Raw genomic sequence first — 25,393 nt, forward strand, 5'->3', positions numbered from 1 at the left:
GCGGCCCGGCAAACCCACCGACAACGGGTTCATCGAGGCATTCAACAGCAAGCTCAGGGCGGAGTGCCTGAATGCCCACTGGTTCATGAGCCTTGCCGACGCCCGCGAAAAGCTGGAGGATTGGCGTAGGCACTACAACGAGGACCGACCCCACAGTGCGATCGGCTACAACGTCCCGATTGCCATACATTACCCTGATGGCGTCACCAGCCCGTCATCGTGAAGAAGCTGGAAAAATCTAGCTTCCCGCGGCCCAAGCTTGGGGAGCGGAGCATAACCCCAAGGACTCCGCGCAAAGCTGCAACGTCTTGATGCGGTGTCTCGGCCGTTGTCTGACCAAAGACGGAAAACTCAAGAAACTGGCGGTCCGCGCTGATGGAAGACAGGTGGCCCTCTCGCTTTTCAGGCGACGTCACGGTCGAAGTCATCAAAGTCGTCCTCCATAGCACGATCGTCTTGCAGCGCGTCCAGCTTGAACGCCGCGACGGCATCAGCGAGCGCCGTAGCTTCGGACTGAAGCGTCCGCGAAGCTGCGTTCGTCTCTTCGAACATTGCGGCGTTTTGTTGTGTCGTGCTGTCGAGCTGGCTCGTGGCGCGGGAGATTTCCTCGACTCCCGTACCTGTTTCTTCCATTGCGGAGGCAATCGTGCGAATGGTCTCAGCTACTTTCTGCACGCTGCCAACGATCGTGTTAAGAGCCTCGCCGCTGTCGTTAACAAGCGCGACGCCCGATGCGACATTCCGGCCCGCAGTCTCGATCAATAGCGCAATCTCGCGCGCGGCCTCGGAGGAGCGCTGCGCCAGAGCGCGCACTTCGGAGGCGACGACCGCGAAGCCTCGGCCAGCTTCGCCGGCACGCGCGGCCTCGACACCGGCATTGAGCGCGAGCAAATTGGTTTGAAACGCTATTTCGTCGATGACCTGCAGGATCTTACCGATTGCATCCGACGAGGACTGGATTTCATCCATCGCGCTCATGGTACGTTCGACGACATCGCGGCTTTGCTGTGCCTTGGCCGAGATGTCGTCGACGGCAGTGCGCGCGGTCTTAGCTGAAGTTACCGCCGATTTGAGAGAGTTCGACATTTCAACAACGGAGGATGCCGTCTGCTCCAATGTGGCCGCGTTCGTTTCGGAGCGCTTCGCGAGATCGTCCATGGCACCCGCGATTTCGCGCGATGAGGAATCGACGGTATCCGCCGAGGTGGAGATCACCCCGAGCGTGTCACGCAGACTTTGCGCCGTGCTGTTGACTGCGAACGCGATTTCGCCGAAGACGCCGTTGAAATCATTCGGCATCCTAACGCCGAGTTCCCTCTTCGCGAGATGGTCAAGGGCGGCACGCACCGCACCCAATCCGTTATTCGCCACGTCGCCGATCTGGTTCATCCCCCGACACAGTTCCGCCAGAACGCCGTCCTTGTCGGTGGTGTCGATGCGCCGGGTGAAATCGCCCGCTGCGCAAGCCGCGACAACATCGGAAATTTCCTTGATCGTCTGGGCTTCACGGGCACGCAGGACAGCTTGCTCGGCCTCGCGCTCAGCGATTTCCTTGGCCTCTTGCTGTGCCTTGGCGTTCTGCGCGCGCTCGTTTTCAATGGACATTTCCATTTCCTTGGCCATCGCATCGCGCAGCTGTGCCTCTTTTCGGCGCCCCTCAGCCAGACTTTCGCGGAACGCGATCAATGCGGAGGCAATCGGCGCGAATTCATCCTTGCGCTCTGGATTCAGGCGAAGGTCAATGGAGTCGTCCTCGGACATGACGGCCTGAACATCGCTGTCGAGATCCCCGAAACTGCGCGCAAGACTGCGGAACAGCAATGCGATCGCAACACCGGTAACGAGCGATACGGCTCCTAGAAAGAACAGAACTCGGCGTACAAGGTTTTGATTTCCGGTCGACAGGTTCCCGCCAAGCGCGGACAGTTCCGTCAAGGCTTGATGGCTTTCAGACTCGACCAATGCGACAAGATGATCAGTCGTCTGGCCCATGACTTCCGCAACGGAGTCGAATTCTTCCATCTGGGTGTTTCCACCCTCCGGGCCAAATTCGATATAGGCTTTCGCCATCTTTTTCCCGCCCGCGTAGAATGGTGGAAAAGCGGTCTGCAGTTCGTCAAGAGCCTTCAAAACTCCCGTTTTTCCGATCTGTTCAGCAGCAATTCGTGCGGTTTCCACGTCTTGTGCGAACTTATTTGCGTATCGTTCAGCTTCGGTGAAACCGTCATCAAAGCCAGCGGTCGCACGTGTCGCCGAGATATCCGTCAGCCATTGCTGGACCTGAATCACGTCGGTCTTGATTTCCTTGATCGCGACCAGAAGCGGAATGTAACTTTCGGTGATCGCGTCGGTGCGCGTGGCGCCATCATTCAGCTTTCGGTTTTGGTCCAGCAAGCTGAAAACCATAGCGGCGATCGCCCCCCAAACCAGAATCAGCGAAACTGACACCACAAGGAAGATCTTTAACTTTACTTTCATAGCGCGTGCTCTCGCGGTTCGTTGATACTAATTCCGCTGAAGGATCGCACGATGTCCTTTCAATAACCTTTAGGACTAAAATTTTTTACATATTATCGGTTGTGCCGCTGCCGCATGATGAGCTGGTCCGGCTATGACGCAGCCCTGCGCAAGAGCGGGTCGCTGCTGCTCCCTTGCCCGGAAACGCAGGCTTGCAACGGCCCAAGCCGTGCCATCTGATCTTCGCGCATCCAAAAAAGAGTCCTCGTGCCCCCGGTGGTCGGACGTTCGACACTCTTAGACCCGACTGCCTAAAGCAGATGAACGGGCCCTGAGCCCAAGCGACGACTTTTTGCGAAAATTGATCTCGCTCATATCGTGTCCTGTTGGTTCCTTCATAGTCACTGCGGAGGATATGAAATGGCACAACGTCGAAACCCAGAGATTTCGGGCCGGGATAACTCACAGCGAATAGATGTCACTGTGAAATCAGGTGCCGGCAAATCGCCATTTGATGCGGATGTTTTTACCAATGAACGCGATGGCTCAGTCAATATCGCGAACGTGGCAGTTGATCGCCATGTAGTGGACGGTCACGCCGATCAGGTGGCGCTGATTTGGTTGGGCAAGGATGGTGACCGGAGGGAACTCACATTTGGCGATCTGAAAGACCTGTCTTGCCGGTTTGCCTCAGTCTTGCGCGATCATGGGCTTGCGAAGGGAGATAGTGTTTTCGTCCTGATGGGGCGCGTTCCCGAGCTTTACGCCTGCGCCTTGGGGACACTGCGGGCGGGCATGGTCTTTACGCCGCTCTTCTCGGCCTTTGGTCCGGAGCCGATCCGCACCCGCATGGAGATCGGCGGCGCCAAGGTACTGGTCACCACCGCCGCGATCTACAAACGCAAGATTGCCGAATGGCGCGATCAGATAAACTCGCTGAAGCTTGTGCTTATCGTTGGCGAAGACGCGCCGGAGGGCTGTGTCGCGCTTGGTCCTGAACTCGCGGCGGCCTCGCCGGATTTTGCCCCGGTACATACCGCACCAGCGGATCCTGCCTTGATCCACTTCACCTCGGGGACGACCGGCAAGCCCAAAGGGGCGTTGCATGTCCATAATGCTGTGGCTTATCACGCGTTTTCCGGGCGGCATGCGCTGGATTTGCAGCCCGGGACGATCTTTTGGTGCACTGCGGATCCCGGTTGGGTGACGGGTACATCTTATGGAATTATAGCGCCGCTGGTGAACCGCGTGACGATGATCGTGGACGAGGCCGAGTTTGATCTCGACCGTTGGTACGCAACTGTCCAGAATGAAAAGGTGGAGGTCTGGTACACCGCCCCGACCGCCATTCGCATGATGATGCGGGCAGGCGCAGAGGCTGCTGCCGCTTACGACCTTTCATCGCTGAGATTCCTGGCAAGTGTCGGCGAGCCGCTGAATCCCGAGGCCGTGATCTGGTCCGAGGGGGTTTTTGGCCAACCATTCCATGACAACTGGTGGCAGACCGAAACGGGCGGGATCATGATCGCCAACCAACCCGGAATGACGGTGAAACCGGGGTCGATGGGCAAGCCGATGCCGGGCATCGTGGCCGGCATCGTGGCGCGTGAGAACGCAACACTGCGGGAGCTGCCGGACAAGGAGATAGGAGAACTGGCCCTGCGCCCCGGCTGGCCGTCCATGATGCGCACCTATTTGCATGAAGAGGCTCGCTATCAGAAATGCTTTGTGGATGGCTGGTATCTGACGGGGGATCTCGCGATGCGAGACGCGGACGGGTATTTCTGGTTCATTGGCCGCGCCGATGACCTGATCAAGACCTCGGGCCATCTGATTGGACCGTTCGAGGTTGAAAGCGCGCTGATCGAGCATGAGGCGATCGCAGAGGCCGCTGTGATCGGCATTCCTGATGAGACCGCGGGCGAGATCGTCAAGGCTTATGTCACGCTGAACCCCGGTTTTGATCCCTCGGAGGCGCTGGAGCGCGAGGTACGCGGCCATGCGCGAAAAAAGTTGGGGGCAGCCGTGGCCCCGCGTGCGATCCTGTTTCGCAAGTCGCTGCCAAAGACGCGGTCGGGCAAGATCATGCGCAGGCTTCTCAAGGCGCGCGAACTGGGCCTTCCTGAAGGTGACATCTCGACATTGGAAACGGATGAGACATGAGCATGACCGACAAACCCCGCCTTGACCGGGCGCACGTTCTGAGCCTTCTGCACGACATGATCCGGGTGCGGATGTTCGAGGAGAAATGTGCCGAGCTTTATACCGAGGAAAAGATCCGCGGCTTCCTTCATCTCTATGACGGGGAAGAAGCGATCGCTGCCGGAGTGATCCCCGTACTGGGGCCGAAGGATCGTATCGTTGCAACCTATCGAGAGCACGGCCATGCGCTTGTGCGCGGGGTTGCGATGACGAGGATCATGGCCGAGATGTTTGGCAAGGCCGATGGGTGCTCGGCGGGTCGAGGCGGGTCGATGCATCTGTTCGATGCGGCCACCAATTTCTATGGTGGTAACGCGATTGTCGGTGGCGGCTTGCCGTTGGCCGCAGGGCTTGCCTTGGCCGATCGTTTCCAAGGCGATGCCAACGTGACCGCCTGCTTTTTCGGTGAAGGCGCAGTGGCCGAAGGCGAGTTCCACGAAACCATGAACCTTGCGGAACTCTGGGATCTCCCGGTGCTGTTCATATGCGAGAATAACGGCTACGCGATGGGGTCTGCCTTGGCACGAACCGAGGCGCAAACCGACATCCACCAAAAGGCCGAAAGCTATGGCATCGAGGCGCATGTAGTGGATGGTATGGATGTGGTCGCGGTTGAAGCGGCTGCGCGTAAAGCCATCGCGCGAATTCGCGAGACGAGGCGCCCGGTATTCCTAGAGTGCCGCACCTATCGGTTCCGCGCGCACTCCATGTTTGATGCTCAACTCTATCGCGAAAAGGCCGAGGTTGAGGAATGGCGCAAGAAGGGGCCGATCGTCCGTTTCCAGGGATGGTTGCTGGAAAACGGACTGATCCACGAAAGCGATGTCTCCGAGATCGAAAAGGCCGTTCAGGCCGAGATTGCCGAGGCGGTTGCCTTCGCCGAAGCCGGAACCTGGGAACCTCTCGAGGCTCTGACGGATCACGTTCTTGGCCCGCAACCTGACCCGCCAGCCCCGCCGCAGCCATCGGGAAAGATGGTCGAAATGACCTATCGCGAGGCTGTGAAACAGGCGATCCGCGACGCGATGATCCGGGATGACCGGGTGTTCCTGATGGGGGAGGATGTAGGCGCCTATGGTGGCTGTTACGCCGTTTCGAAGGGCCTGATGGATGAATTCGGCGAAGATCGCATCCGCGACACGCCCCTGTCGGAAAGCGGCTTTACCGGGGCCGGGATCGGGGCTGCCGCTGCCGGTATGCGTCCGATTGTTGAACTGATGACAGTCAACTTCTCATTGCTCGCGCTTGACCAGATCATGAACACCGCTGCCACGATCCGGCATATGTCAGGCGGGCAGTTCGGTGTCCCGCTGGTCATCCGGATGGCAACTGGCGCAGGCAAACAGCTGGCGGCCCAGCATTCCCATAGTCTGGAAGGCTGGTATGCGCATATACCCGGGCTGAAAGTGCTGGCGCCCGCGACGTTGGAGGACGCCCGAGGGATGCTCTGGACGGCATTGCAGGACCCCGATCCGGTACTGATTTTCGAGAACGTCATGTTGTATAACCGAACCGATCAGATCGACGTAGAAGCGGGGCCGGTCGAGATATCAAAAGCGGCGATCAGGCGTGAGGGAACTGACATCAGCCTGATCACCTATGGCGGGTCACTTTACAAGGTTCTTGCGGCGGCCGAAGATCTGACAGATGCGGGGATCAATGCCGAGGTCATCGACCTTCGAAGCTTGCGGCCGCTGGATGACGCGACACTCATGGCGTCGGTGAACAAGACCCGCCGCGCGCTGATCATCGACGAAGGCTGGCGGTCGGGGTCGATCTCGGCCGAAATATCGGCGCGCATCATGGAGCAGGCGTTCTGGTCGCTCGACGCGCCGGTTGGACGGGTCTGCGCGCAGGAGGTGCCGATCCCTTATCCGAAACATCTGGAGGATGCCGCGGTTCCACAAACGCCCGGCGTTGTTGCTGCGGTCAAAACGATGATGGGCCGCTGACATGGGGGTGTTCAAGATGCCCTCGCTCGGTGCCGACATGGAGGCCGGAACGCTGGTCGAGTGGCTCGTCAAGCCGGGCGATACGGTCACCAGAGGCGACGTGATTGCCGTGGTCGAGACCCAGAAGGGCGCGATCGAGATCGAAGTGTTCGAGGATGGCACGGTGCATGAATTAACCGCAGTGCCCGGTGCAAGTGTGCCGGTCGGCATGCCGCTTGCGGTCATTCTGGCAGAGGGCGAAAAGCCACCCGCCCCGACGCCAGCTGCGGTCGCCGCCCAACCTGTTGAAACGGCACCACCAGAGCGCAAAGCCGTGCCCGCCTTGCCCGTTGCGCCAGCAGGACCTGCGGGCCACCATAGGGCATCACCAGCGGCCCGGGTCCGCGCTCAGGAACTGGGCGTTGATTTGGCTGTGCTTCAGGGCAGCGGGCCGGGCGGGGTGATCATTCTGGCCGATGTCGATGGCGCGCCGATCGGGGGTGAACGACAGCCATCCGAACCACGGTCGCCTATAGAGGAGATGCGCAGGGCGATCGCTGCGACGATGACCCGCGCAAAGCAGACCATTCCTCATTTCTATCTTTCGCAAACGATTGATGTTCAGCCCGCAATCGATTTTCTAGCCCGGCGTAACGCCGACCGCCCGCCCGGGGAACGGGTCCTGTTGGGCGCGCTTTTCGTGCGGGCCGTTTCGCTGGCCGCCAGCAAGATCAAGATCGTAAACGGTCACTTCGTCGAGGGTGTTTTCAAGCCTGCCAATGTCGTGAACCCCGGGGTCGCCGTCGCACTTCGGGGCGGTGGGTTGGTGGCGCCGGCGCTGATGGACGCCGCGGCGATGGATCTCGATCAGACAATGGCGGCGATGCGCGACCTAGTCTCACGTGCCCGCACCGGGCGGCTCAAGGGGTCGGAAATGACCGAGGGGACGATCACGATTACCAGTCTGGGTGAAACGGGGGCCGAAGCTATGGCGGGCATCATATTCCCACCGCAGGTCGCAATTGTGGGCATCGGAGCCCCGCAAACCAGGCCGTGGGTGATAGAGGGGCAGGTCGTGCCACGCAGTGTCGTGACCCTGACCTTGTCCGCAGATCACCGCGTCAGCGACGGTCGGCAGGCTACCCGCTTTGTCAGCGAATTCGAAACCCTCATTCAAGAACCGGAAAGCCTATGAACAAAGCCGAAATCCGTGCCATCTATTTGCAGGAGCTCTCTCGTATCGCCCCCGATATCGAGCCCGAAACGGTCGGTGACAACGACCATATTCAAGAGGATCTCGAGCTCGACTCGATGGATGTTCTCAACCTTGTGACGGCATTGCACGAACGTACCGGGGTGGATATTCCCGAAACGGACTATCCCCGCATCGCGACTGTCGCTTTGGCGGTTGAGTATCTGAAGGGCGCGATGCAGTAGGCCGAGCGAAGGCTGCGAACGCCCCAGAGACGGCTCGCGACCGATTTTTCGCCGCCGCACCGCAGCGCATTCGCACCTATCGGGTGTTCGATCCGGGCCGTATTCGACCGCCGCCAAACCAGAGATTTTTCAGTCCCTGATGCAGGGTCGCTGAATAGCCCCCAGTTGCCTAGACGCCTTGCAGCTTCAGTTTCTGCCGCTGATTGAAGGCGATCGGTGACAGCCTTGCGTTCCCAACGTGTTTGCGCTGTGGGGTGCAGAAGAAGTTGATGTAGTCCGCTTGCCCGGCAGCGTATGCGAGAGGGCCGGTCGCGATGCGCATGTCGTCATCCCGCCCCGCAAGAGCGCTAAGCCGTGGATGGCTTTGACCGCCGACGCAGTCGCAAGAAACAAGGCGCTAAGGAGCATCCAAATACCTCGGTCGTGAGTTCTGGCGCCGATGGAGCAGATCCCACCACCGAAGTCGCGTCGAAACGAAACTGACATAGATATTGCTACGGACTTGATCTTTGCGTTGTCGTATGGCCACAAATCCATCGCCCCAATGGCAGAGCAAACTGCTGAGACAGGCAGGCTGGAACCTACAACAGCTACTATGAACGACCGCATGGCATTCGGAAGCGTGCAAATTGATAGACTGCTGAATCTTACACTCACATAGAATAAATTTGTCCAGTCCGATGTAATACCGTGCCATGTTGTGCGCGTAGACGCAGAGCCGAGGCCCGCAATCATGAAGACTTTAGCTTTTTCCACCAAGGGTCTGACCAAAGTCTACGGTGAGGGGCGTTCGGCGGTTCATGCGCTACGCGGCGTTGAGCTGGATATTCCGCAAGGCGAGATCGTCGTGCTGCTCGGACCGTCGGGCAGTGGAAAATCCACGCTTTTGAACATTATCGGCGGTCTTGACCGCGCAACTGCAGGCGATGCCTTTTTTCAAGATCAGAACCTGTCTGAAATGACCGACAAGCAACTGACGCTTTATCGGCGCAATTATGTGGGCTTTGTTTTTCAATTTTACAATCTGATGCCCAGCCTGACCGCCCGCGAGAATGTGGAATTGGTGACAGAGATCGCCCGTGATCCGATGGACCCGGACGAGGCCCTTGCGATGGTTGGCCTGAGCGAACGGGTTGACCATTTCCCGGCGCAATTGTCAGGGGGCGAACAGCAGCGGGTCGCCATTGCCCGCGCCGTCGCCAAGAACCCCACGGTTCTGTTTTGCGATGAACCCACAGGCGCGCTCGACAGTACAACCGGACGCGCGGTGTTGAATGTTCTCAAGGACGTAAACGAGAAATTGGGAGCGACCGTTTTGATCGTTACCCATGCGGCCAGTCAGGCCGCGATGGCGGACCGCGTGATCCATTTCGCTGACGGTGCGATCCGCGAGGTCGTGGTGAACGAAACCAAACTCACCCCTGAGGAGATTGATTGGTGAGCCCGCTTGACCACAAACTCTTGCGCGATCTGTGGCGTATGAAGGGACAGGCATTCGCTATCGGCATGGTGATCGCGGTCGGTGTGGGTATGCTGGTGATGATGACGGGGCTGGTCACCTCGTTGAAAGAAACCCGCGCCGCTTATTATGAACGCTATCGCCTCGCCGATGTGTTCGCACCTGTCACGCGCGCGCCGGACCGTATGGCAGGTCGGCTTGCGGCCATCGAAGGGGTGAGCGCAGTCGAACCGCGCGTTGTTGGCGCTGCGCTCATTGATCTTATCGATACTGATTTACCCGTGCAGGCACAGGCCGTGTCTCTGCCCGATTTTCACAGCCCCCGCCTGAACGATGTTTTTCTGACCGATGGGCGGATGATCGATAGTAGCCACACCGACGAGATCCTGTTGCTTCAGTCTTTCGCGAACGTGCACGGCCTTCGTCCCGGCGACCATATCCAAGCGACAATGAACGGTGCGCGGCGCAGCTTTCGTATTGTTGGCCTCGCTCAAAGCCCCGAGTTTCTTTACACGACCGCTCCTGGCGAATTGATCCCTGACGATGCCCGCTTTGGTGTCATCTGGATGAGCCGTTCCGCTCTCGCTGCCGCCTATGACATGCAGGGCGCGTTCAACGAAGCGCTGTTGTCGCTGTCGCACGGCGCCAGTGAAGCCGCCGTGCTTGATGCAGTTGACCGACTTCTTGGTTCATACGGCGGAACCGGGGCCTATCCATTGAAAGATCAGATGTCCAATCTGTTTGTGAGCCAAGAAATCGGGGAACTTGAGACGTCAAGCAAAGTCGTACCGCCCATTTTTCTCGCGGTCGCCGCCTTCCTGTTATACATCGTAATCAACCGGATGGTGCAATCCGAGCGCGAAGAGATCGGGCTGATGAAGGCCTTCGGCTACACCAATATCGAAGTTGTTGCGCATTACTTCAAACTGGTTATGGCGATTGCGATCGGCGGAGCCTTGGCGGGGTGTCTGATGGGCATTGCAAGCGGGCGGGCACTGATCCAGGTTTATGTCGCCTACTTCAAATTCCCATTTCTGGTATTCGACCTTGATCCGGCATCCTTCGTCATCGGCGTCAGCGTCAGCATTTTGTCGGCATCGGTTGGCGGGCTCTTGGTGTTGCGCAGGGTTTTTGGGCTCACACCCGCGTCAGCCATGCGTGCGCCAGCTCCTGCTGACTATAGCCGAACAGGGACCATTGGGCATGCGCTGAACCGTTTTCTTGACCAGACATCGCGCATGGTATTGCGCCGGATCACACGGCAACCGGCGCGGATGGCGGGTGCCGTGATTGGCATCGCTTGTGGCATGGCGCTCAGCGTATCCATAATCACGATCTACGCAGGATTTGACCGCATCATTGATCTGACATTCAACGTTATGGACCGCAGCGATGTGACCGTCAGCTTCACTCACGCGGCGTCGGACACCACGATTTTCGAGTTGCGCCGGATGCAAGGCGTGACGCTGGTCGAACCCGTGCGTTATGTTCCGGTGGTGCTTCGCCACGGGTTGATTTCGCGTCGCAGCGTCATAACCGGACTGAGCCCGGATGCACGGCTTGTCCGTGCGCTCGACGCTGATCTGGCCAAAATTCCCTTGCAAAATGGCGGGATCGTCCTTGCGAGCGCGCTGGCCGACATCCTGCACATCCGGCCCGGCGACATGATGACAGTCGAGGTCCGCGAAGGTCGCCAGCCCGCGCTGCAAATTCCAGTGACGGCAGTCGCCGAAAGCCTTCTTGGATCGCCCGCCTATATGGACTTGAACGCGCTGAACCGCGTCCTGCGCGAACCAAACCGCGTCTCGGGAGCTTATCTGACCATTGACAAAGCGCGCGCAAGCAAAATTTACACTGCGCTTCAGGACATGCCGACAGTCGCTGGCGTTAGCCTCAAATCTGATGCAGAGATCGCGTTTAAGGTCTTACTGGATACCGGCGCGGGGGCCATTCGTTATGTCATGGGGGCCATCGCGTTTATTATCACTTTTGGCATTGTCTATAACGCTGCTCGCATCGCCTATGCCGAACGATCTCGCGATCTCGCCAGTTTGCGCGTTATCGGCTTTACCAAAGGCGAAGCCGCTTTTGTCTTGCTGGGCGAATTGGCCATCGTGACGTTGATCGCACTGCCGCTGGGCGCGCTAATGGGCTATTACTTGTCCTTCGGCATCGCTGCGGGATTTTCGAGCGAGATCTACCAAATCCCCGTGGTCTTTGACTCGGCAAGCTATGGCTTCGCCGCGATTGTGGTCATTGGGGCAGCTGTCGTTTCGGGCTGGCTGGTGAAACGCGATATCGACCGGACTGAACTGGTCTCGGCACTGAAAACTAGGGAATAGCTTCATGGCAAAAGCAAAGAAACGATCACGGCTAATCCTGACAACTGCCACGACGCTTTTGGTCGTAGGGGCGCTGGCCGCCGCCTTCTGGCCCAAACCCACGCTGGTTGATATGGGCGACGTGATGCGCGGCGCCATGCGGCTAACGATTGATGATGAAGGCCGCACTCGGGTCCAAGATACCTATATTGTCTCGACGCCTGTCGCCGGACAGTTGCAACGTGTCAGCGTGCAACCTGGCGATCCGGTTGTGCGCGGCGAAACGATTGTGGCCCTTATGCGCCCGAGCAACCCCGCAGCGCTTGACGTGCGTACCCGCGAGCAAGCACTGGCGGCCGTTGCCGCCGCCGAGGCCGCACTGCGTGTCGCGCGTGCTGATCTGAATGCCAGCATAGCGAACCGCGACTATGCCCAAACCGAGCTTGCACGGGCCGAAAAGCTGTTCGAACGTGGGGTTTACAGTGATGCTACCCTTGACCTTGCTCGCCAGAATGCGCGCGTGATGCAGGCGAATGTAGATACAGCAGAGGCCGCGATTTCCATGCGCGAGGCCGGAGTTGTAAATGCGCAGGCACAATTAATTGGCTTTGAAGATCGCGGACTTGGCGCCTTCATAGGCAACGGCTCTGATGACATTCCGCTTTATGCCCCAGCCGACGGGCGCATTTTGCGGGTCATTCAGAAAAGTGAAACATCCCTGCCTGCAGGCACGCCGATCATGGAGATCGGCAACATTGCCAGCAATCTGGAAGTGGTGGTCAAACTGCTGTCGACCGATGCTGTTCAGGTTGCGGTGGGTGATCCGGTGATCATAACGGATTGGGGTGGCTCTAAGGATTTGACAGGCGAAGTCATGCGGGTCGAGCCATTTGGTCTTACCCAATATTCTGCTCTTGGCGTAGAAGAGCAGCGTGTGGATGTCGTCATCGCCCTTGCCAGCCCCCCCGAGGATTACAAGGGTCTTGGTCATGGCTTTCGGGTCGAGACCAAGATCATCGTTTGGGAGTCTAAGGACACGCTAATTGTCCCGGCAAGCGCGTTGTTTCGCAGTCACAACAGCTGGGCAGTCTTCGCCGTCAGTGCTGGCACCGCGCAACTGCGCGAAATTGAGATCGGCAAGAACAATGGCATCCAGGCACAAGTGGTGAGCGGACTGTCTGAGGGCGAGCGTGTGATCCTCTATCCGTCTTCGGGCTTGTCAGACGGCATGAGGGTCGTGGAGCGGACGATAGAGTAAGAGGGCGTTGATGATGTAATCGCCCCCTGACGGCATCGGCGTGCCAAAGTGGGTGTGCAATGATCCACAAAAGAGAGCGGTGATGTCGGGGCGTATCACGGACGGGCCGATCTGGCGCCCAGCAATTGCACAGGCAATTTATTTGGCTCAGGTTTCATAACCTGAACATGACGGTAGCGGCGAGAGCGATGGCGCAGAGGAATACCTTCGGGCATCGGTTGGAGCGGGTCGCACCCCTTCGCCAGTCCTTCAGTCGTGCGACCATGATCTTGATGCGGTTGCGTCGCTTGTCGTATTTTACGACGGTGCTTGCGCACCTTGCGGCCCGAAATACATGCGCTGATCCCCTTGCCCTGCAGGGCTTCGCGAAACCAGCCGGCAACATAGCTGCGCTCGGCGAGCCCTCAAAGAGGTTGCGTTCATCATGATCGTCGTCTTGTCAGTCGCTTGCGCCGCTAGCCCCTCGAAAATCCTCGCGAATACGTCTATTTCGCTCCAGCGCCGCCAGCGATTTCTGAGTGCCTTGGGTGGCCCGTATTCTTTGGGAGCATGATGCCAACGCAAACCATTGCGATTGATGAATATCACGCCACCCCATACGCGCCAATCATCGACCCTCGGCTTGCCGTGGCTCTTCGGAAAATACGGCCGAAGCGGCGCCCTCCGATGCGCGGGCTTGTCCTATATCAAAGCGAGACTTCTCGATTTGTCGCAAATTAACTTTCACGTCCGGATGTATAAAGCATACGGCGCAATCGTTTTTTGGAGGTCTGCAATGCGTTTCCTTCTCTTTCTGCCACCACTGTTGGCCGTAGCCGCCTGTAACCCGACACCGGGTCCGTATTCGGGTGGTCCCGGGCCGCGTCCGGCTCCTTACGCATCCTATCAAGCCGAGACCATTGAATATGGTCGCATCGTTTCGGTGCAACCGGTAACGATGCGGCGGTCAAGCGACGGGGATCGGGTCGTCGGTACGGTCGCTGGCGGGCTGGTCGGCGCCGTGATCGGGCATCAGTTCGGGTCCGGCACTGGCAAGGACCTGATGACAGGGGCTGGCGCGATCACGGGTGCTATCGTAGGCGGCAATATTGCCAGCCAAGGGGGCACATACACGTCTTCGGCTTGGACGGTGAGGCTCAGAAACGGTGGTACGATCACCGTCATTCAGGCGTCAAACACATTCAGGGTCGGTGACAGAGTGAGCGTTGTGCGAAACGGCGATCAAGTCTACCTGAGATAGCCCTGAAGTCGGTGGTCCGAGGCTCGATATGCCGGGATCACCGACGCAGACCGCTCGCATTCGATGCGGTTTTGCGCGGGTTTGAAGCGACGCGTCCTCGCACTGAGGAAGCGATAGCAATGTCCGCTGTGGCTGCGAACGTCTACTGTTCGCCCACAGCAGCCCTTCGTTCCGGGGGACGCATTGGCGTACCGCACGTCAGGCCGCGCGAAGTTCGTCGAGATAGATGCGCACCGCCTCCTGCACATGGCGAAAGCGGTCGCCACCCAAGTGCTTGCCGCCAAACCAGCGTGTGACCACGATGATATGGTCACGCAGCCCCTCTCGCTCCAGCATGCGCAGGATGACCATGCCGGCACCCGCCTCGCCATCATCGTTCTTTACCGGGGCGTCGGCGCAAAGAACGGCCCATGTGTTATGTGTTGCCTTGGCAAATTTCTTCTTTCGACACAATGCTTTGATAAAGGCTTTGGCCTCTTCTTCGGAGGTGCATGGCCCGCCCGATACCGCATATTTCGATCCGCGGTCGCTGATGATGTTGTCGAGAATGAGCATGGCGCAGGTTTAGAGACGCCCGGTGCCAGCGGCAAGATGCAGACGGCGCATCTGACGTTGAGGCGACCGGCGGTTACGAACAGGCTGATCGGAGGTCCCAGGCTATCGCAGAGCACGCGCCGCTTGCTCTCTCACGGGCCATCGCTTTGCGATGCCCTGCCGGGCAGTGGTTCATGCCGCCTTTGAAGCGCGCGATCTGGCGCCGACCCATCTGCGCATCGCCCGGAAAAGGTCAGACATGTCACCGATCCGTTTTTCGGTGGTGAAACGCGACTCGCAGCTGAAATCAATGGGTCCTGAGCCCAATCAACGGTGGAGAATAAATCCCATGGCAGGTCACCATCGCTAAGGGCATCTGCTATGCTAGAGTGACAGGGAGGTGTCACAACATGATCATGCTTTCGGTTAATGGACGGCAAGTCGAAGTCGATCATGGCACCAGCTTGCTTGATGCGGCGAAGGCGGCAGGCGTCCATATCCCTACACTTTGCTATTATCCCGGCCTGCCAGCCCATGCGGTATGCCGCATGTGCCTCGTGGAGATTGAGGGCACCCAAAACCCCCAGCCAGCTTGTCACGTTTTGGCGAAGGATGGCGATGTCGTGGAAACAGATACCCAAGCCTTGCAGTCATTCCGGCAAGCCAATGCTGAATGGCTGCTCGCGCGCCATCCAAATGACTGTATGCGCTGTGAGGTGAACGGGGCCTGCCAGCTGCAGCGTCTCGTCAGCGAAAACCAGTGGGAGGAACGTTGGCCAAAGGTCCCCGCTGGCCCAACAGGCGCTTCGGAATGTCTTTCGACCGACCATACATCGCCCAGTATCTGGCGGGATCTCTCGAAATGCATTGAGTGTGGCCTGTGTGCGGATGTCTGCGGAGAGGCCGTGCAACAACAACATATTATCGGTTTTGCCAACCGGGGATTCGACCGTCGGCCCGTCACTGTCTTTGACCAGCCCTTGGGGGACACGAATTGCATTTCCTGCGGCCAATGCACGCTTGTCTGTCCGGTCGGAGCTTTGATCGAAGCCCCGCACTGGCATGACGTGCTTCACACGCTGGATTCAGGGCGGCGTGTTTCCGTCGTTCAGGTCGCTCCCGCAACCCGCGTCGCCATCAGCGAAGAGTTCGGCCTGAAACCCGGCACCGTGAGCACGGGCCGATTGATTAATGCGCTGCGGCAGCTTGGTTTCGACTATGTCTTCGACACCAATTTCGCCGCCGATCTCACGATTATGGAGGAAGGCTCGGAACTTCTGGCACGTATTGAGGCCGGGACAAGGCTCCCTTTGTTTACATCCTGCTGTCCGGGGTGGGTGAATTGGGTCGAGCTCAATCGACCCGATCTTCTACCGTATCTGAGCACGACAAAATCACCCCAGCAAATGCACGGTGCAATTGCCAAGCGGAGCGGCTTCGCGCGGTCTCTGGGGCCAGACTTTGCCAATGGCAAAACCGAGCCATACGTTGTCAGCGTCATGCCCTGCACGGCCAAGAAGGATGAGGCCGTGCGGCCTGGCATGTCCGGCGACGTGGATCGTGTACTCACGACACGCGAACTGGCCAGAATGATCCGATCCCGAGGGATCGCATTTGGCGCACTCGCTGAAGATGGCCAGTTCGACAGCCCACTCGGAGAGAGCACGGGCGCTGCCCAAATCTTCGGTGCATCCGGCGGTGTCATGGAAGCTATGGTCCGCACGGTCTCGCATCTCAAAGGGGCGGACGACGCCCTTTCTCTGGAGTGGGAGTCGCTGCGCGGCGTTCGCGATGGCGTAAAGTCTGCGACCATTCCCGGCATCGGCACCGTGGCCGTGTGCAACGGCATCGCCGCAGCTCAGCGCATGCTGGACAAGGAGGATTGGCGCAAAGAATTCATCGCCATAGAAGTCATGGCATGCGTTGGCGGTTGCCTCGGCGGAGGCGGCGAACCGAAATCCATGGATCCGGATATTCTGCAAAAACGCGCCAAGGCGATCTACGGTGTCGACGCGAAAGCGCCTCGCCGAAGCTCTTACGAGAATGCGGATGTTCAGGCACTATATGCTTCTGAACTCGGCAAGCCGAACTCCCCCGCGGCCCTTGAATTGCTGCACACACATTACGCTGCCAGACACTCTCAGAGATCACTTCTGATGCGCTTTCTTGACTGCGTGGACAGGCGGGACGGTGCTGCAGCCGCGAGCCTGTTTCATCCGGACGGCATTTGGTCGACAGCCTCTGCGTTCGGGGTAATCAAAGGTGCTGAAGAAATTGAGGCATTCATAGACTCTATATTGCCGCCGAGAATGCACGGTGTGAAATATGCTCGCCACCAGATGGAGACCGCGTCGAATACCGACGACCTCACGGTCCTGGCACCCGACGGGAGCCGCAGCAGCTTTCACATGACCGTAAGCACTTTGAATGGCGAAGGGCAGTCAAGGATGGCAATCAAAAATCTCACACGCACCGTCCTTTGAAGTCTGTAAGCACCGCTGCGAAGGGACCTTGTGCTCGACACGCTTTTTGGGCGCAGGACCCATCTTGCGCATTATGACCAACACCGGGCGCCATGGTTTTGCGCCCGGTGTTGGTCATTGGCTCGCGCGCAAACCGCACTGGTTCAAAATGCGGCTCTAGACTTCCAGGATGGTGCAGCCGGTGGTCTTGCGCGCTTCCAGCGCGATGTGGGCTTTGGCGACATCGCGCAGGGAAAACCGCTGGCCGATGTTGATCTTCACATCTCCTGACAGCACTTTTTGCGCGAGATGTGCAGCCATGGCCTGACAGGTAGCGTGATCCCCAATATGGGTGAACAGGGTAGGGCGCGTAAGTTTGAGCGAGCCCTTCTTGCCCAGAATACCAATGTCGAACGGGGGCACTGGCCCCGACGCGTTTCCGAACGATATCATCATGCCCAATGGTTTGAGCGAATTCAGCGAGCCCTCAAAAGTATCTTTGCCCACAGCGTCCATCACCACGTCGACACCTGTGCCACCCGTCAGCTCGCGCACCTGTTTGGCCCAGTCTTGCGTGCGGTAATTCAGGCAGTGGGTCGCGCCGTGATCAAGCGCGAGCTGGCATTTCTCGTCCGTTCCAGCCGTTGCGATCAACGTGATCCCTTCCGAACGCGCCCATTGGCACGCCAACAGGCCGACGCCCCCGGCGGCTGCGTGAAACAACACCGTATCGCCCGATTTCAGGGGCGTGGTGCGATGGAATAGATATTCCACCGTCATCCCCTTGAGCATCATCGCCGCCCCTTCCTCAAACGAGATGCCATCGGGCAGCGGGCAGACTTGGGCGGCAGGCATGACACGCGCCTCGGCATAAGCGCCCGGCGGATTGGAGGCATAAGCCGCACGATCCCCGACTTTGAGATGGGTCACCCCTTCGCCGACAGCCTCGATCACGCCTGCGGCTTCCATGCCCATCGCATGGGGTAATTGCATCGGGTAGAGCCCGCTGCGCTGATAGACGTCGATGAAATTCAGACCGATCGCCTTATGGGCAATGCGAACCTCGCCTTTTGCGGGGGCACCGACATCACGATCCACCAATTTGAACTGTTCGGGGCCGCCATGCGCTTCGATAATTGCTGTCAGTGCCATTTTCGATCCTTTCGATTTTCCACACCATGTGGATGCGTTTGACAGGATGTCCAATGTTTCCTTTAGGGGGTGTCTTTTTAGGGGGCGAAAAGTCGAATGCTGGCCGATCCCCGCTCCAAGACCGTTTCAGCGCAGGAAATTGTTGCGCACAAGTTGCACCACCTCATTCATGCGCCCGTTCAACACCGCTTTCACCCCAAACAGCGCGGTCGAGGTGACTTGTGACATCTCGATCTTGGGGGGCATCACCAGCTCCATCCGGTTGACCTTGACATCCAGCAGCGCAGGGCCCGGTTCGGCCAGCCAAGCGATCATTGCACTTTCCAGATCATCCATCGACTTCACCGTCGCCCCCGCCATGCCAATCGCGCGCGCCATCACTCCGAAATCGGGGTTTTGCAGCGTGGTAAAGGCATCCAGCATCCCTTCGACCCGTTGCTCCATCTCGACAAAACCCAGAGAGCCGTTGTTGAAGACCAGCAGTTTGACGGGGATATTCTCTTGCACCAGCGTCAGCAGATCACCCATCAACATGCTTATGCCGCCATCGCCACACAGCGCGATCACCTGACGCTCGGGATAGGCCAGCTGAATGCCCATCGCTTGGGGATAGGCGTTGGCCATCGTGCCATGCAGCAGGCTGGTGAGGAAGCGTCGCTGACCATTGGCACTGAGGTGGCGCAGCAGCCAAACCATGGGCGAGCCGCCATCGGCGGTAAACACCGCATCCTTGGCCGCCAGCCGATCCAGCATTTCGCTGAGCGCTTGGGGGTGGATCAGGCTGGGGTCAGGTTCGTTCGCACTGTCGAGATAGCCCTGAAGGTCTTGGGCATATTGCATGAGCGCGCGGGTCAGATGCTTGCCCGGTTCGCGCCGCTCAAGCCGTGGGATCAAAGCCTTGATCGTGTCGCCCACATCGCCCACTAGCCCCAGATCAATCGGCGCACGCCGCCCCAGATGGGTGGCATCGCTATCCACTTGCACGATCTTGGCTTTGCCCGGATAGAACTGGGTATAGGCGAAATCGCTGCCCAGACAGAGCAGCAGATCGCAATCTCCCATCGCCTCCATTCCTGCGCGATTGCCCAAGATCCCGGTCATGCCGACATTGTTGGGCTGGTCGGGTTCGATGAATTCCTTAGAGCGCGTGGTGTGCACGACCGGCGCGCCCAGATGCTCGGCCAGCGCACGGATCTGATCTTGCGAGCCGCGCGCGCCGATCCCGGCATAGATCGTCACGCGTTTGGCCTGCGCAATCATCGCGGCCAAGCTGTCCAGCTCACCATCGGATGGGCGCAAAACCGGTTGCGGGCGATGCACCGACCAATGCAGCGCATCATCGGTCTTTTCGTGGAACATATCGCCATTGACGACCACCACGGCCACGCCGCGCTTGGCCAAGGCGGCTTGTGCCGCTTGCGCCACGATGCGGCGTGCCTGATCGGGATGATGAATGCGTTCGCAAAAGACCGAAGCCTGTTCGTATATCTTCTTTTGATCGACCTCTTGGGGAAAGCCCAGACCCTCTTCTGCGCGATCAATATTCGACGCGATCAGGACGACAGGTGCCCCGTTGCGGTGGCTCTCGAAAATGCCGTTCACAAAATGCAGACTTCCGGGACCAGAGGTGCCCGCGCAGACCGTTAATTCGCCCGTCATGTAGCTTTCGCCACCCGCGGCCAGCGCCCCGACCTCTTCATGGCGCACATGCACCCAAGTCAGCGTGCTTTTGCGCACGGCATCAGTGAAATGATTGATCGTGTCGCCCACGATTCCATAAACGCGCAGCGCACCCGCCTCGAGCAATGTATCGGCGACGACCTCGGAAACGGTTTTGCTCATATCAAGCCTCTTTCAAATCGGAGTGGTGTTTCAAACTGGTCCGGTCACGCACCAGATCGGTTTTGGCATGGAAACTGTCAGGATCGGCCGCATGCCACCAATCGGCGTAATCGGTGCTGTCGGGATCGTCGTTGAGAATGCCAACGGGCAAGAAGGGGTAAATCTTGTCGATCGTGCGCCCCTGCGTGACGCCGATGCGATGCACGATGTGATGGGGTTGCAGATCGGTTGGATGTTTGAGTCCGGCCGAGGCGACGATATCGGCCAGCGCCGCGAGGGTCTTGCGATGAAACCGGGCGGCGCGTTCCCCTTGCACCTCGGGCAGCAAACCACGTTGGCGCGCCTTGTCTTGGGTGGTGATGCCGGTGGGGCAGGTGCCCAGATGACAGCGCTGCGCCTGAATGCAGCCAATCGAGAACATGAAGGCGCGCGCCGCGTTGCACCAATCCGCCCCGATTGCCATGTGATGCGCCAACCCAAAGCCGGAATAGACCTTGCCCGAGGCGGCAAGGCGCACCTTGTCCTTCACGCCCGCCCCGACAAGGGCGTTGCGCATCAGCACCAAGCCATCAATCAGCGGCATCCCGACGTGATCGGACAGCTCAAGCGGGGCCGCGCCCGTGCCACCCTCAGCCCCATCCACCACGATGAAATCGGGGAAAATGCCCGTTTTCTGCATTGCCTTGACGAGCGCAAACGCCTCATGGGGTTGGCCGATACACAGCTTGAGACCCACCGGTTTTCCCCCCGACAGATCGCGCATCTTGGCGGCGAATTCCATCATCTCGCAGGGCGTGGAAAAGGCGGAATGGCCGCGCGGGCTTAGACAATCCTGATGGGCGGGGACTTTGCGGGTCTCGGCAATCTCTTGTGTGACCTTGGCGGCGGGCAGCAGGCCACCATGGCCCGGTTTTGCCCCTTGGCTTAGCTTAATTTCGGTCATCTTGACCTGATCGCGCTGCGCCTGATCGGCGAATAGGGCAGGGTCAAAACGCCCGTCATTATCGCGCGCCCCAAAATAGCCCGAGCCCAACTCCCACACGATGTCCCCGCCATGTTTGGCGTGATAGGTGGAATATCCGCCTTCGCCGGTGTCGTGATAAAACCCGCCGCGTTTCGCCCCGATATTGAGCGCCTCAATCGCATTGGCTGACAGCGCGCCAAAGCTCATCGCCGAGATATTGAGCACCGAGGCCGAATAGGGCTTGGTGCATTGCATGTTGCCAACGTTGACGCGGGGAGATTCATCGGGGTCGGGCTCGGGCGCGATGGAATGGTTGACCCAGGTATATGCCTCGCTTTCAACGTCAAGTTCGGTGCCAAACGGATGGGTGTCGGTTTCGCCGCGCGCGCGGGCATGCACCAGATTGCGCGCCTCGTAGGAATAGGGTTTTCCCTCAAGATCGCCCTCGACGATATAGGCGCGCAGAAAGGGGCGCAGGTCATAAAACAGCCAGCGCAGCCGCGCCGCGACCGGGTAGTTGCGTGTGATTGTCCAGCCAGTCTGAAGGTAGTCATACAGACCCAGCCCCAGAACCGGCAGGGTCATAATCAGGATCGCCAAATACCAAGGGCTGAGCCAAGCAAGCGCGATGCTCACAAGGCTCAGCCCCAAGGCGCCAATCGGGATGATGTTGCGTTTCAGCATGGCGGTGCTCCTCCCGACTGGCGTTTTGTTACCGGTTCAGGCGATCGCGCGTCCGCCTTTGGGGCCTGCAATCAGCCAGATGATGAAGCCAACGATCGGCAGGATGAGGATCAACAGAATCCACAAGACTTTGGCCCCGGTTGAGGCTCCTGATCCGATGATGGACACGATGGCCCAAATATCGAGGATGAGGACTACGAGGCCGCCAATCATGCTAAACATGGGATAACTCCTTTTCGTGTGACGTTGCTTAGAGAACCCCTCGCAAGCGGCGTTGGTTCCCGTGCAATCTGAGGACACGTCGATGTGAAGGAGCATCCGCCTGAACACGGCCCCTTCGCGCTGAGTGATGCGGGAGGGCGCGTTTGGTGCAGGCAATCGCAGCCCGTGCGTCAGAACGCGCATCAGGTTTGGCCACGTCGAAGCGGTGTTTTAGGGACGGCGGTCGGTGGTGATGCGCCGTTCCATCAGGCGCTGAAATAGGCGCGGCGACAGGCTTTGGATCCACCATGACAGCCACGCGATGCGCCCCACCGGGATCATGGCAGAGCCGCGTTTCAGCCCGCGCAAGATCACCTTTGCTGCCGCCTCGGGTGTCATGTAATCCACCCCGTCCGCTGCGGCTCCGGGGCGTGAAATCCCGTCCTCTTGTCGCTCGGCGTGCCCAATATTGGTGGCGATGAATGACGGCGCGGCGATTTGAATGCGCACGCCATGGCACGCTTCTTCTGAGCGCAGCGAGGCGAAAAACCCCTCTAGCGCGTGTTTTGAGGCCGCATAGGCGGTGCGATGATAGAGCGGCGAAAACCCGGCCACCGACGAGATCGCCAAATGCGTGCCCCGGCTTTCCCGCAACGGAATCAGAAATGCGCGTGCCATCGCAGCGGCGGCGAAATAGTTGATCTCGAACACTTTGCGATGCGTGGCTTCGTTCAGCGCCTCAAACGCGCCGATCTGGGTCACCCCGGCATTGTAGATCACCAGATTGATGCGCGGATAGTGCGCGATCACCTGCGCGCAGGCGCGTTCAAGTTGGGCGGGGTCACTTAGATCGCAGGCAATCGCCTGTTGGTTTGGCGCGGCTGGTAGCGCCGCGATGTCGCGATCCAGAATAACCACCTGCCAGCCGTCATCGCGCAAGCCTGCCGACAGCGCGCGCCCCAAGCCGCCAGCGCCGCCCGAGATTACGGCGACAGGCGCGCTCATAACCCCGCCTCGCGGCACCACAGATCGAATACCTCGGCGCTGCTGAGCTCGGGCGTATAACCGAACTCGCGTTTGAGCGCGTCATTGGCCAGCACCGGGCGATATTGCAAAAACCGAAGCTGTTCAGGGCCATAACGGCTGAGCCGCAGCGGATGGGCCAGCGCCAAGGCGGCCTTGATCAGGCCTGCGGGCAGGGCGCGCACGGGTTTCCCCAAGCGCCGCGCGAGGTCACGCACCCCCAGCGCGCCATCGCCCGCCACGTTATAAATTCCCGCTGGGCCATCGGTGGCCGCGCGTTGCAAAATGCGGGCCAGATCATGGGTCCAGATAAAGACGAACGGGCTATCCGCGCCCCGGATCGCCAATAGGCGCGGCTTTCGAAACAGCGCGGTGATCTGGTTGTCGGTGCCCGCACCCAGCACCGTGCCAACCCGCAGAACGACCTGTTCCAGCGCGGGATGCTCGGCGCGGGCCTGCGCCAGCATTTCCTCGACTTGGCGCTTGTGATCGGCATAGGCGAATTCGGGATTGCCCCGTAGTGCATCGCTTTCGCGCAGCGGCACGGGATTGTCGGCGTGATAGCCATAGGCCGCCCCTGACGAGGTTACGACAAGCCGGCGCACGCCATTGGCCAGGGCGGCCTCAAGCACCTTGCGCGACCCCTCTACATCGACCGCATAGGCCAGATCGCGCCCCATGCCCGGACCGGGCGTCACGATTGAGGCGAGATGGACGACCACCTCGGGGCGCTCGGCGGCGATCACGCGCGCAGGCGCATCGGTGGTCACATCAAGCGGGGTGAAACGTACGCCTTCGGGTAAGTTTTTGGGCGCTTTGAGGTCCGTGGCGATCACCTCATGCACGCCGTTTGCCAGTTGCGCCATCAGTGCGCGGCCGATCATACCACCCGCACCAGTTATCAGGATTTTCGTCATCGTGCAGCCTCCGTGCGGGCCATCAGAGTGGACAGGGTGAAGCCTGCGATGATGTGCCAGATCCCCCAGAAGGCGGCGACGATGGCCATGCCGCCAAGCCCTCCGAAAAACGCAAAGATCAGCACCAGACCAAGGCCGGAATTCTGAATCCCCGTCTCAATCGTGACCGAGCGGCGGTCATAGGGCGACAGCCCCGCAAGCGTTGCCGTGCCATAGCCCCCCGCAAAGGCCAGCGCGTTATGGAGCACCACCATACCCGCGATCAGCCCGACGAATTGCAGGAAATAGCCCCAATTTGCGGCCAGAGACATCAAAACGAATGCCACGAATATTCCCATCGAGACCCATTTCAACGGCCCGCGCAGTCGTGCCGTGATGTCAGGGCGCGCTTGGTTGAGTGCGATCCCCGCCAGCAGCGGTATAAGCAACATCACGACGACGGTAATCGCCACTTGGACAGGGTCAATCGTGGTCTGGTGCAGCAGCTCTCGGGTGGGGCCATACAGGCTGCCCCAGAAGGCGATATTGAACGGCGTCAGCACAATCGCCGCCGCCGTCGAAAACGCCGTCAGCGACACCGAAAGCGCGGTATTGCCGCCTGCGCGATGGGTGAAGAAATTCGACACATTCCCCCCCGGACAGGCCGCCACAAGGATCAGCCCCAACGCGATCGAGGGGCGCGGGTGCAGCACGCTGACCAGCGCAAATGTCAGCGCAGGCAGCACAAAGAACTGCGAGGCAAAGCCCACGATCAGCGATTTGGGTCGACGCAGCAATGCGCGAAAATCGCGCGGTGCCAGATCAATCGCGACGGAGAACATCACGATGCCAAGGATTGCGTTGAGCAGATGCAACGCTCCGGGGCTGAAATTCAGATGAACGGCGTCGAGCCCGGTCATGACGCGACCCCTTTGCCAAGCGCCTTGATCCAGCCGGTGACGGCGCGCCGGTAGGTGGCTTTATCGACGTAATAGGCCATGCGGGCGAGCTTGAGATAGCCCATGCCGCCGGTGGCACGCTCAAACCCGCTCGCTTTTTCGGCGTGCAGTTTCTTCGCGGCCTCTGCACCTTCACGCAGGCCGCGAATGTAGCGCGCGACCATTTCGGCCTGCTCATGACGGCCCTGCCAGCCCAGTCCACTTGCCTCGAGCATGCCCAGCACAAACAGATCGTCGCGCTTGGGATGCATCGCGTTGAGATAAAGATGGGGCGCATCGCCCTGCCAGTTCAGCAATTCGGGGCTGATGAACGGGTAGTGCAGCTTGTAGCCGGTCGCGGCGAGGATCATGTCGTAATCGCTATGCGTGCC

19 protein-coding genes and 3 pseudogenes are annotated in these 25,393 nt (G+C 59.4%); 11 read left to right on the forward strand and 11 right to left on the reverse strand.

The window, feature by feature from the left end; genetic code table 11:
• Positions 1–223: transposase (locus QZ571_RS15415; RefSeq protein WP_295536735.1), on the forward strand; the 223-nt coding region annotated here is incomplete at its 5' end.
• Positions 224–402: 179 nt separating this feature from the next.
• Here QZ571_RS15415 and QZ571_RS15420 read toward each other — a convergent pair.
• Positions 403–2,478, reverse strand: coding sequence for a methyl-accepting chemotaxis protein (locus tag QZ571_RS15420; protein WP_295536736.1), 2,076 nt, complete (start codon positions 2,476–2,478; stop codon positions 403–405).
• 399 nt (positions 2,479–2,877) lie between these two features.
• Here QZ571_RS15420 and acsA point away from each other — a divergent pair, with 399 nt between their 5' ends.
• The 8 genes and pseudogenes from acsA to QZ571_RS15460 all read left to right on the forward strand — a co-directional run bounded on the left by acsA (position 2,878) and on the right by QZ571_RS15460 (position 13,065).
• Entirely contained in the window at positions 2,878–4,620 is a 1,743-nt protein-coding gene (acsA, locus tag QZ571_RS15425) for an acetate--CoA ligase (protein WP_295536738.1), read from the forward strand.
• Positions 4,621–4,622: 2 nt separating this feature from the next.
• Positions 4,623–6,611: a pyruvate dehydrogenase (acetyl-transferring) E1 component subunit alpha gene (gene pdhA / locus QZ571_RS15430; RefSeq protein WP_295536740.1), complete on the forward strand. Its 1,989-nt coding sequence runs from the start codon at positions 4,623–4,625 to the stop codon at positions 6,609–6,611.
• Between the two features lies 1 nt (position 6,612).
• On the forward strand, positions 6,613–7,785 hold the full coding sequence (locus QZ571_RS15435) for a dihydrolipoamide acetyltransferase family protein (protein WP_295536743.1): 1,173 nt from the start codon (positions 6,613–6,615) through the stop codon (positions 7,783–7,785).
• Positions 7,782–8,027 carry an acyl carrier protein gene (locus QZ571_RS15440; protein ID WP_295536745.1) on the forward strand — a complete coding sequence of 82 codons (246 nt, stop codon included), beginning with the start codon at positions 7,782–7,784 and terminating at the stop codon, positions 8,025–8,027. Before QZ571_RS15435 ends, QZ571_RS15440 begins: the two co-directional genes overlap by 4 nt.
• A 316-nt stretch (positions 8,028–8,343) precedes the next feature.
• A pseudogene (locus tag QZ571_RS15445) lies at positions 8,344–8,509 on the forward strand (IS5/IS1182 family transposase); the annotation flags it as partial.
• Between the two features lie 251 nt (positions 8,510–8,760).
• Positions 8,761–9,468 (forward strand): ABC transporter ATP-binding protein, encoded by a 708-nt coding sequence (locus QZ571_RS15450; RefSeq protein WP_295536747.1) that lies wholly within the window; start codon positions 8,761–8,763, stop codon positions 9,466–9,468.
• Positions 9,465–11,828, forward strand: a complete 2,364-nt coding sequence (locus tag QZ571_RS15455) for an ABC transporter permease (RefSeq protein ID WP_295536749.1) — start codon at positions 9,465–9,467, stop codon at positions 11,826–11,828. Before QZ571_RS15450 ends, QZ571_RS15455 begins: the two co-directional genes overlap by 4 nt.
• A 112-nt stretch (positions 11,829–11,940) precedes the next feature.
• Complete coding sequence (locus QZ571_RS15460; protein WP_295536751.1) at positions 11,941–13,065, forward strand: HlyD family efflux transporter periplasmic adaptor subunit; 1,125 nt, start codon at positions 11,941–11,943, stop codon at positions 13,063–13,065.
• A gap of 154 nt (positions 13,066–13,219) precedes the next feature.
• Here the strand turns inward: QZ571_RS15460 and QZ571_RS15465 are convergent.
• Positions 13,220–13,719, reverse strand: a pseudogene (locus tag QZ571_RS15465) (transposase); the annotation flags it as partial.
• Between the two features lie 121 nt (positions 13,720–13,840).
• Here QZ571_RS15465 and QZ571_RS15470 point away from each other — a divergent pair.
• The gene (locus tag QZ571_RS15470) at positions 13,841–14,305 is read left to right on the forward strand and encodes a glycine zipper 2TM domain-containing protein (protein WP_295536753.1); all 465 of its coding nucleotides are present in this window, start codon (positions 13,841–13,843) and stop codon (positions 14,303–14,305) included.
• Between the two features lie 198 nt (positions 14,306–14,503).
• Here QZ571_RS15470 and QZ571_RS15475 read toward each other — a convergent pair whose 3' ends face one another.
• Positions 14,504–14,860 carry a YigZ family protein gene (locus tag QZ571_RS15475; protein ID WP_295536754.1) on the reverse strand — a complete coding sequence of 119 codons (357 nt, stop codon included), beginning with the start codon at positions 14,858–14,860 and terminating at the stop codon, positions 14,504–14,506.
• A gap of 389 nt (positions 14,861–15,249) precedes the next feature.
• Between QZ571_RS15475 and QZ571_RS15480 the strand changes: the two genes are divergently transcribed.
• The gene (locus tag QZ571_RS15480; protein WP_295536756.1) at positions 15,250–17,322 is read left to right on the forward strand and encodes a [FeFe] hydrogenase, group A; all 2,073 of its coding nucleotides are present in this window, start codon (positions 15,250–15,252) and stop codon (positions 17,320–17,322) included.
• 156 nt (positions 17,323–17,478) lie between these two features.
• On the opposite strand, the gene QZ571_RS15485 is transcribed toward QZ571_RS15480, so the two are convergent.
• The 8 genes and pseudogenes from QZ571_RS15485 to QZ571_RS15520 form a co-directional block, all read right to left on the reverse strand.
• Entirely contained in the window at positions 17,479–18,453 is a 975-nt protein-coding gene (locus tag QZ571_RS15485) for a quinone oxidoreductase (RefSeq protein WP_295536758.1), read from the reverse strand.
• A gap of 126 nt (positions 18,454–18,579) precedes the next feature.
• Entirely contained in the window at positions 18,580–20,295 is a 1,716-nt protein-coding gene (locus QZ571_RS15490; RefSeq protein ID WP_295536760.1) for a thiamine pyrophosphate-dependent enzyme, read from the reverse strand.
• 1 nt (position 20,296) lies between these two features.
• The gene (locus tag QZ571_RS15495) at positions 20,297–21,943 is read right to left on the reverse strand and encodes an FMN-binding glutamate synthase family protein (RefSeq protein ID WP_295536762.1); all 1,647 of its coding nucleotides are present in this window, start codon (positions 21,941–21,943) and stop codon (positions 20,297–20,299) included.
• Positions 21,944–21,979: 36 nt separating this feature from the next.
• Positions 21,980–22,165: a PLDc N-terminal domain-containing protein gene (locus QZ571_RS15500; protein ID WP_295536764.1), complete on the reverse strand. Its 186-nt coding sequence runs from the start codon at positions 22,163–22,165 to the stop codon at positions 21,980–21,982.
• Between the two features lie 210 nt (positions 22,166–22,375).
• Positions 22,376–23,149, reverse strand: a complete 774-nt coding sequence (locus QZ571_RS15505; protein WP_295536766.1) for an SDR family NAD(P)-dependent oxidoreductase — start codon at positions 23,147–23,149, stop codon at positions 22,376–22,378.
• The gene (locus QZ571_RS15510) at positions 23,146–24,084 is read right to left on the reverse strand and encodes an SDR family oxidoreductase (protein WP_295536768.1); all 939 of its coding nucleotides are present in this window, start codon (positions 24,082–24,084) and stop codon (positions 23,146–23,148) included. The genes QZ571_RS15505 and QZ571_RS15510 overlap by 4 nt, the downstream gene beginning before the upstream one ends.
• Positions 24,081–24,983, reverse strand: a complete 903-nt coding sequence (locus QZ571_RS15515; protein ID WP_295536770.1) for a bile acid:sodium symporter family protein — start codon at positions 24,981–24,983, stop codon at positions 24,081–24,083. The genes QZ571_RS15510 and QZ571_RS15515 overlap by 4 nt, the downstream gene beginning before the upstream one ends.
• Positions 24,980–25,393: pseudogene (locus QZ571_RS15520) on the reverse strand (NAD(P)/FAD-dependent oxidoreductase); the annotation flags it as partial. The gene QZ571_RS15515 and the pseudogene QZ571_RS15520, both read right to left, overlap by 4 nt.

This window comes from uncultured Thioclava sp. (genome assembly GCF_913064665.1).
GTDB lineage: Bacteria > Pseudomonadota > Alphaproteobacteria > Rhodobacterales > Rhodobacteraceae > Thioclava > Thioclava arctica.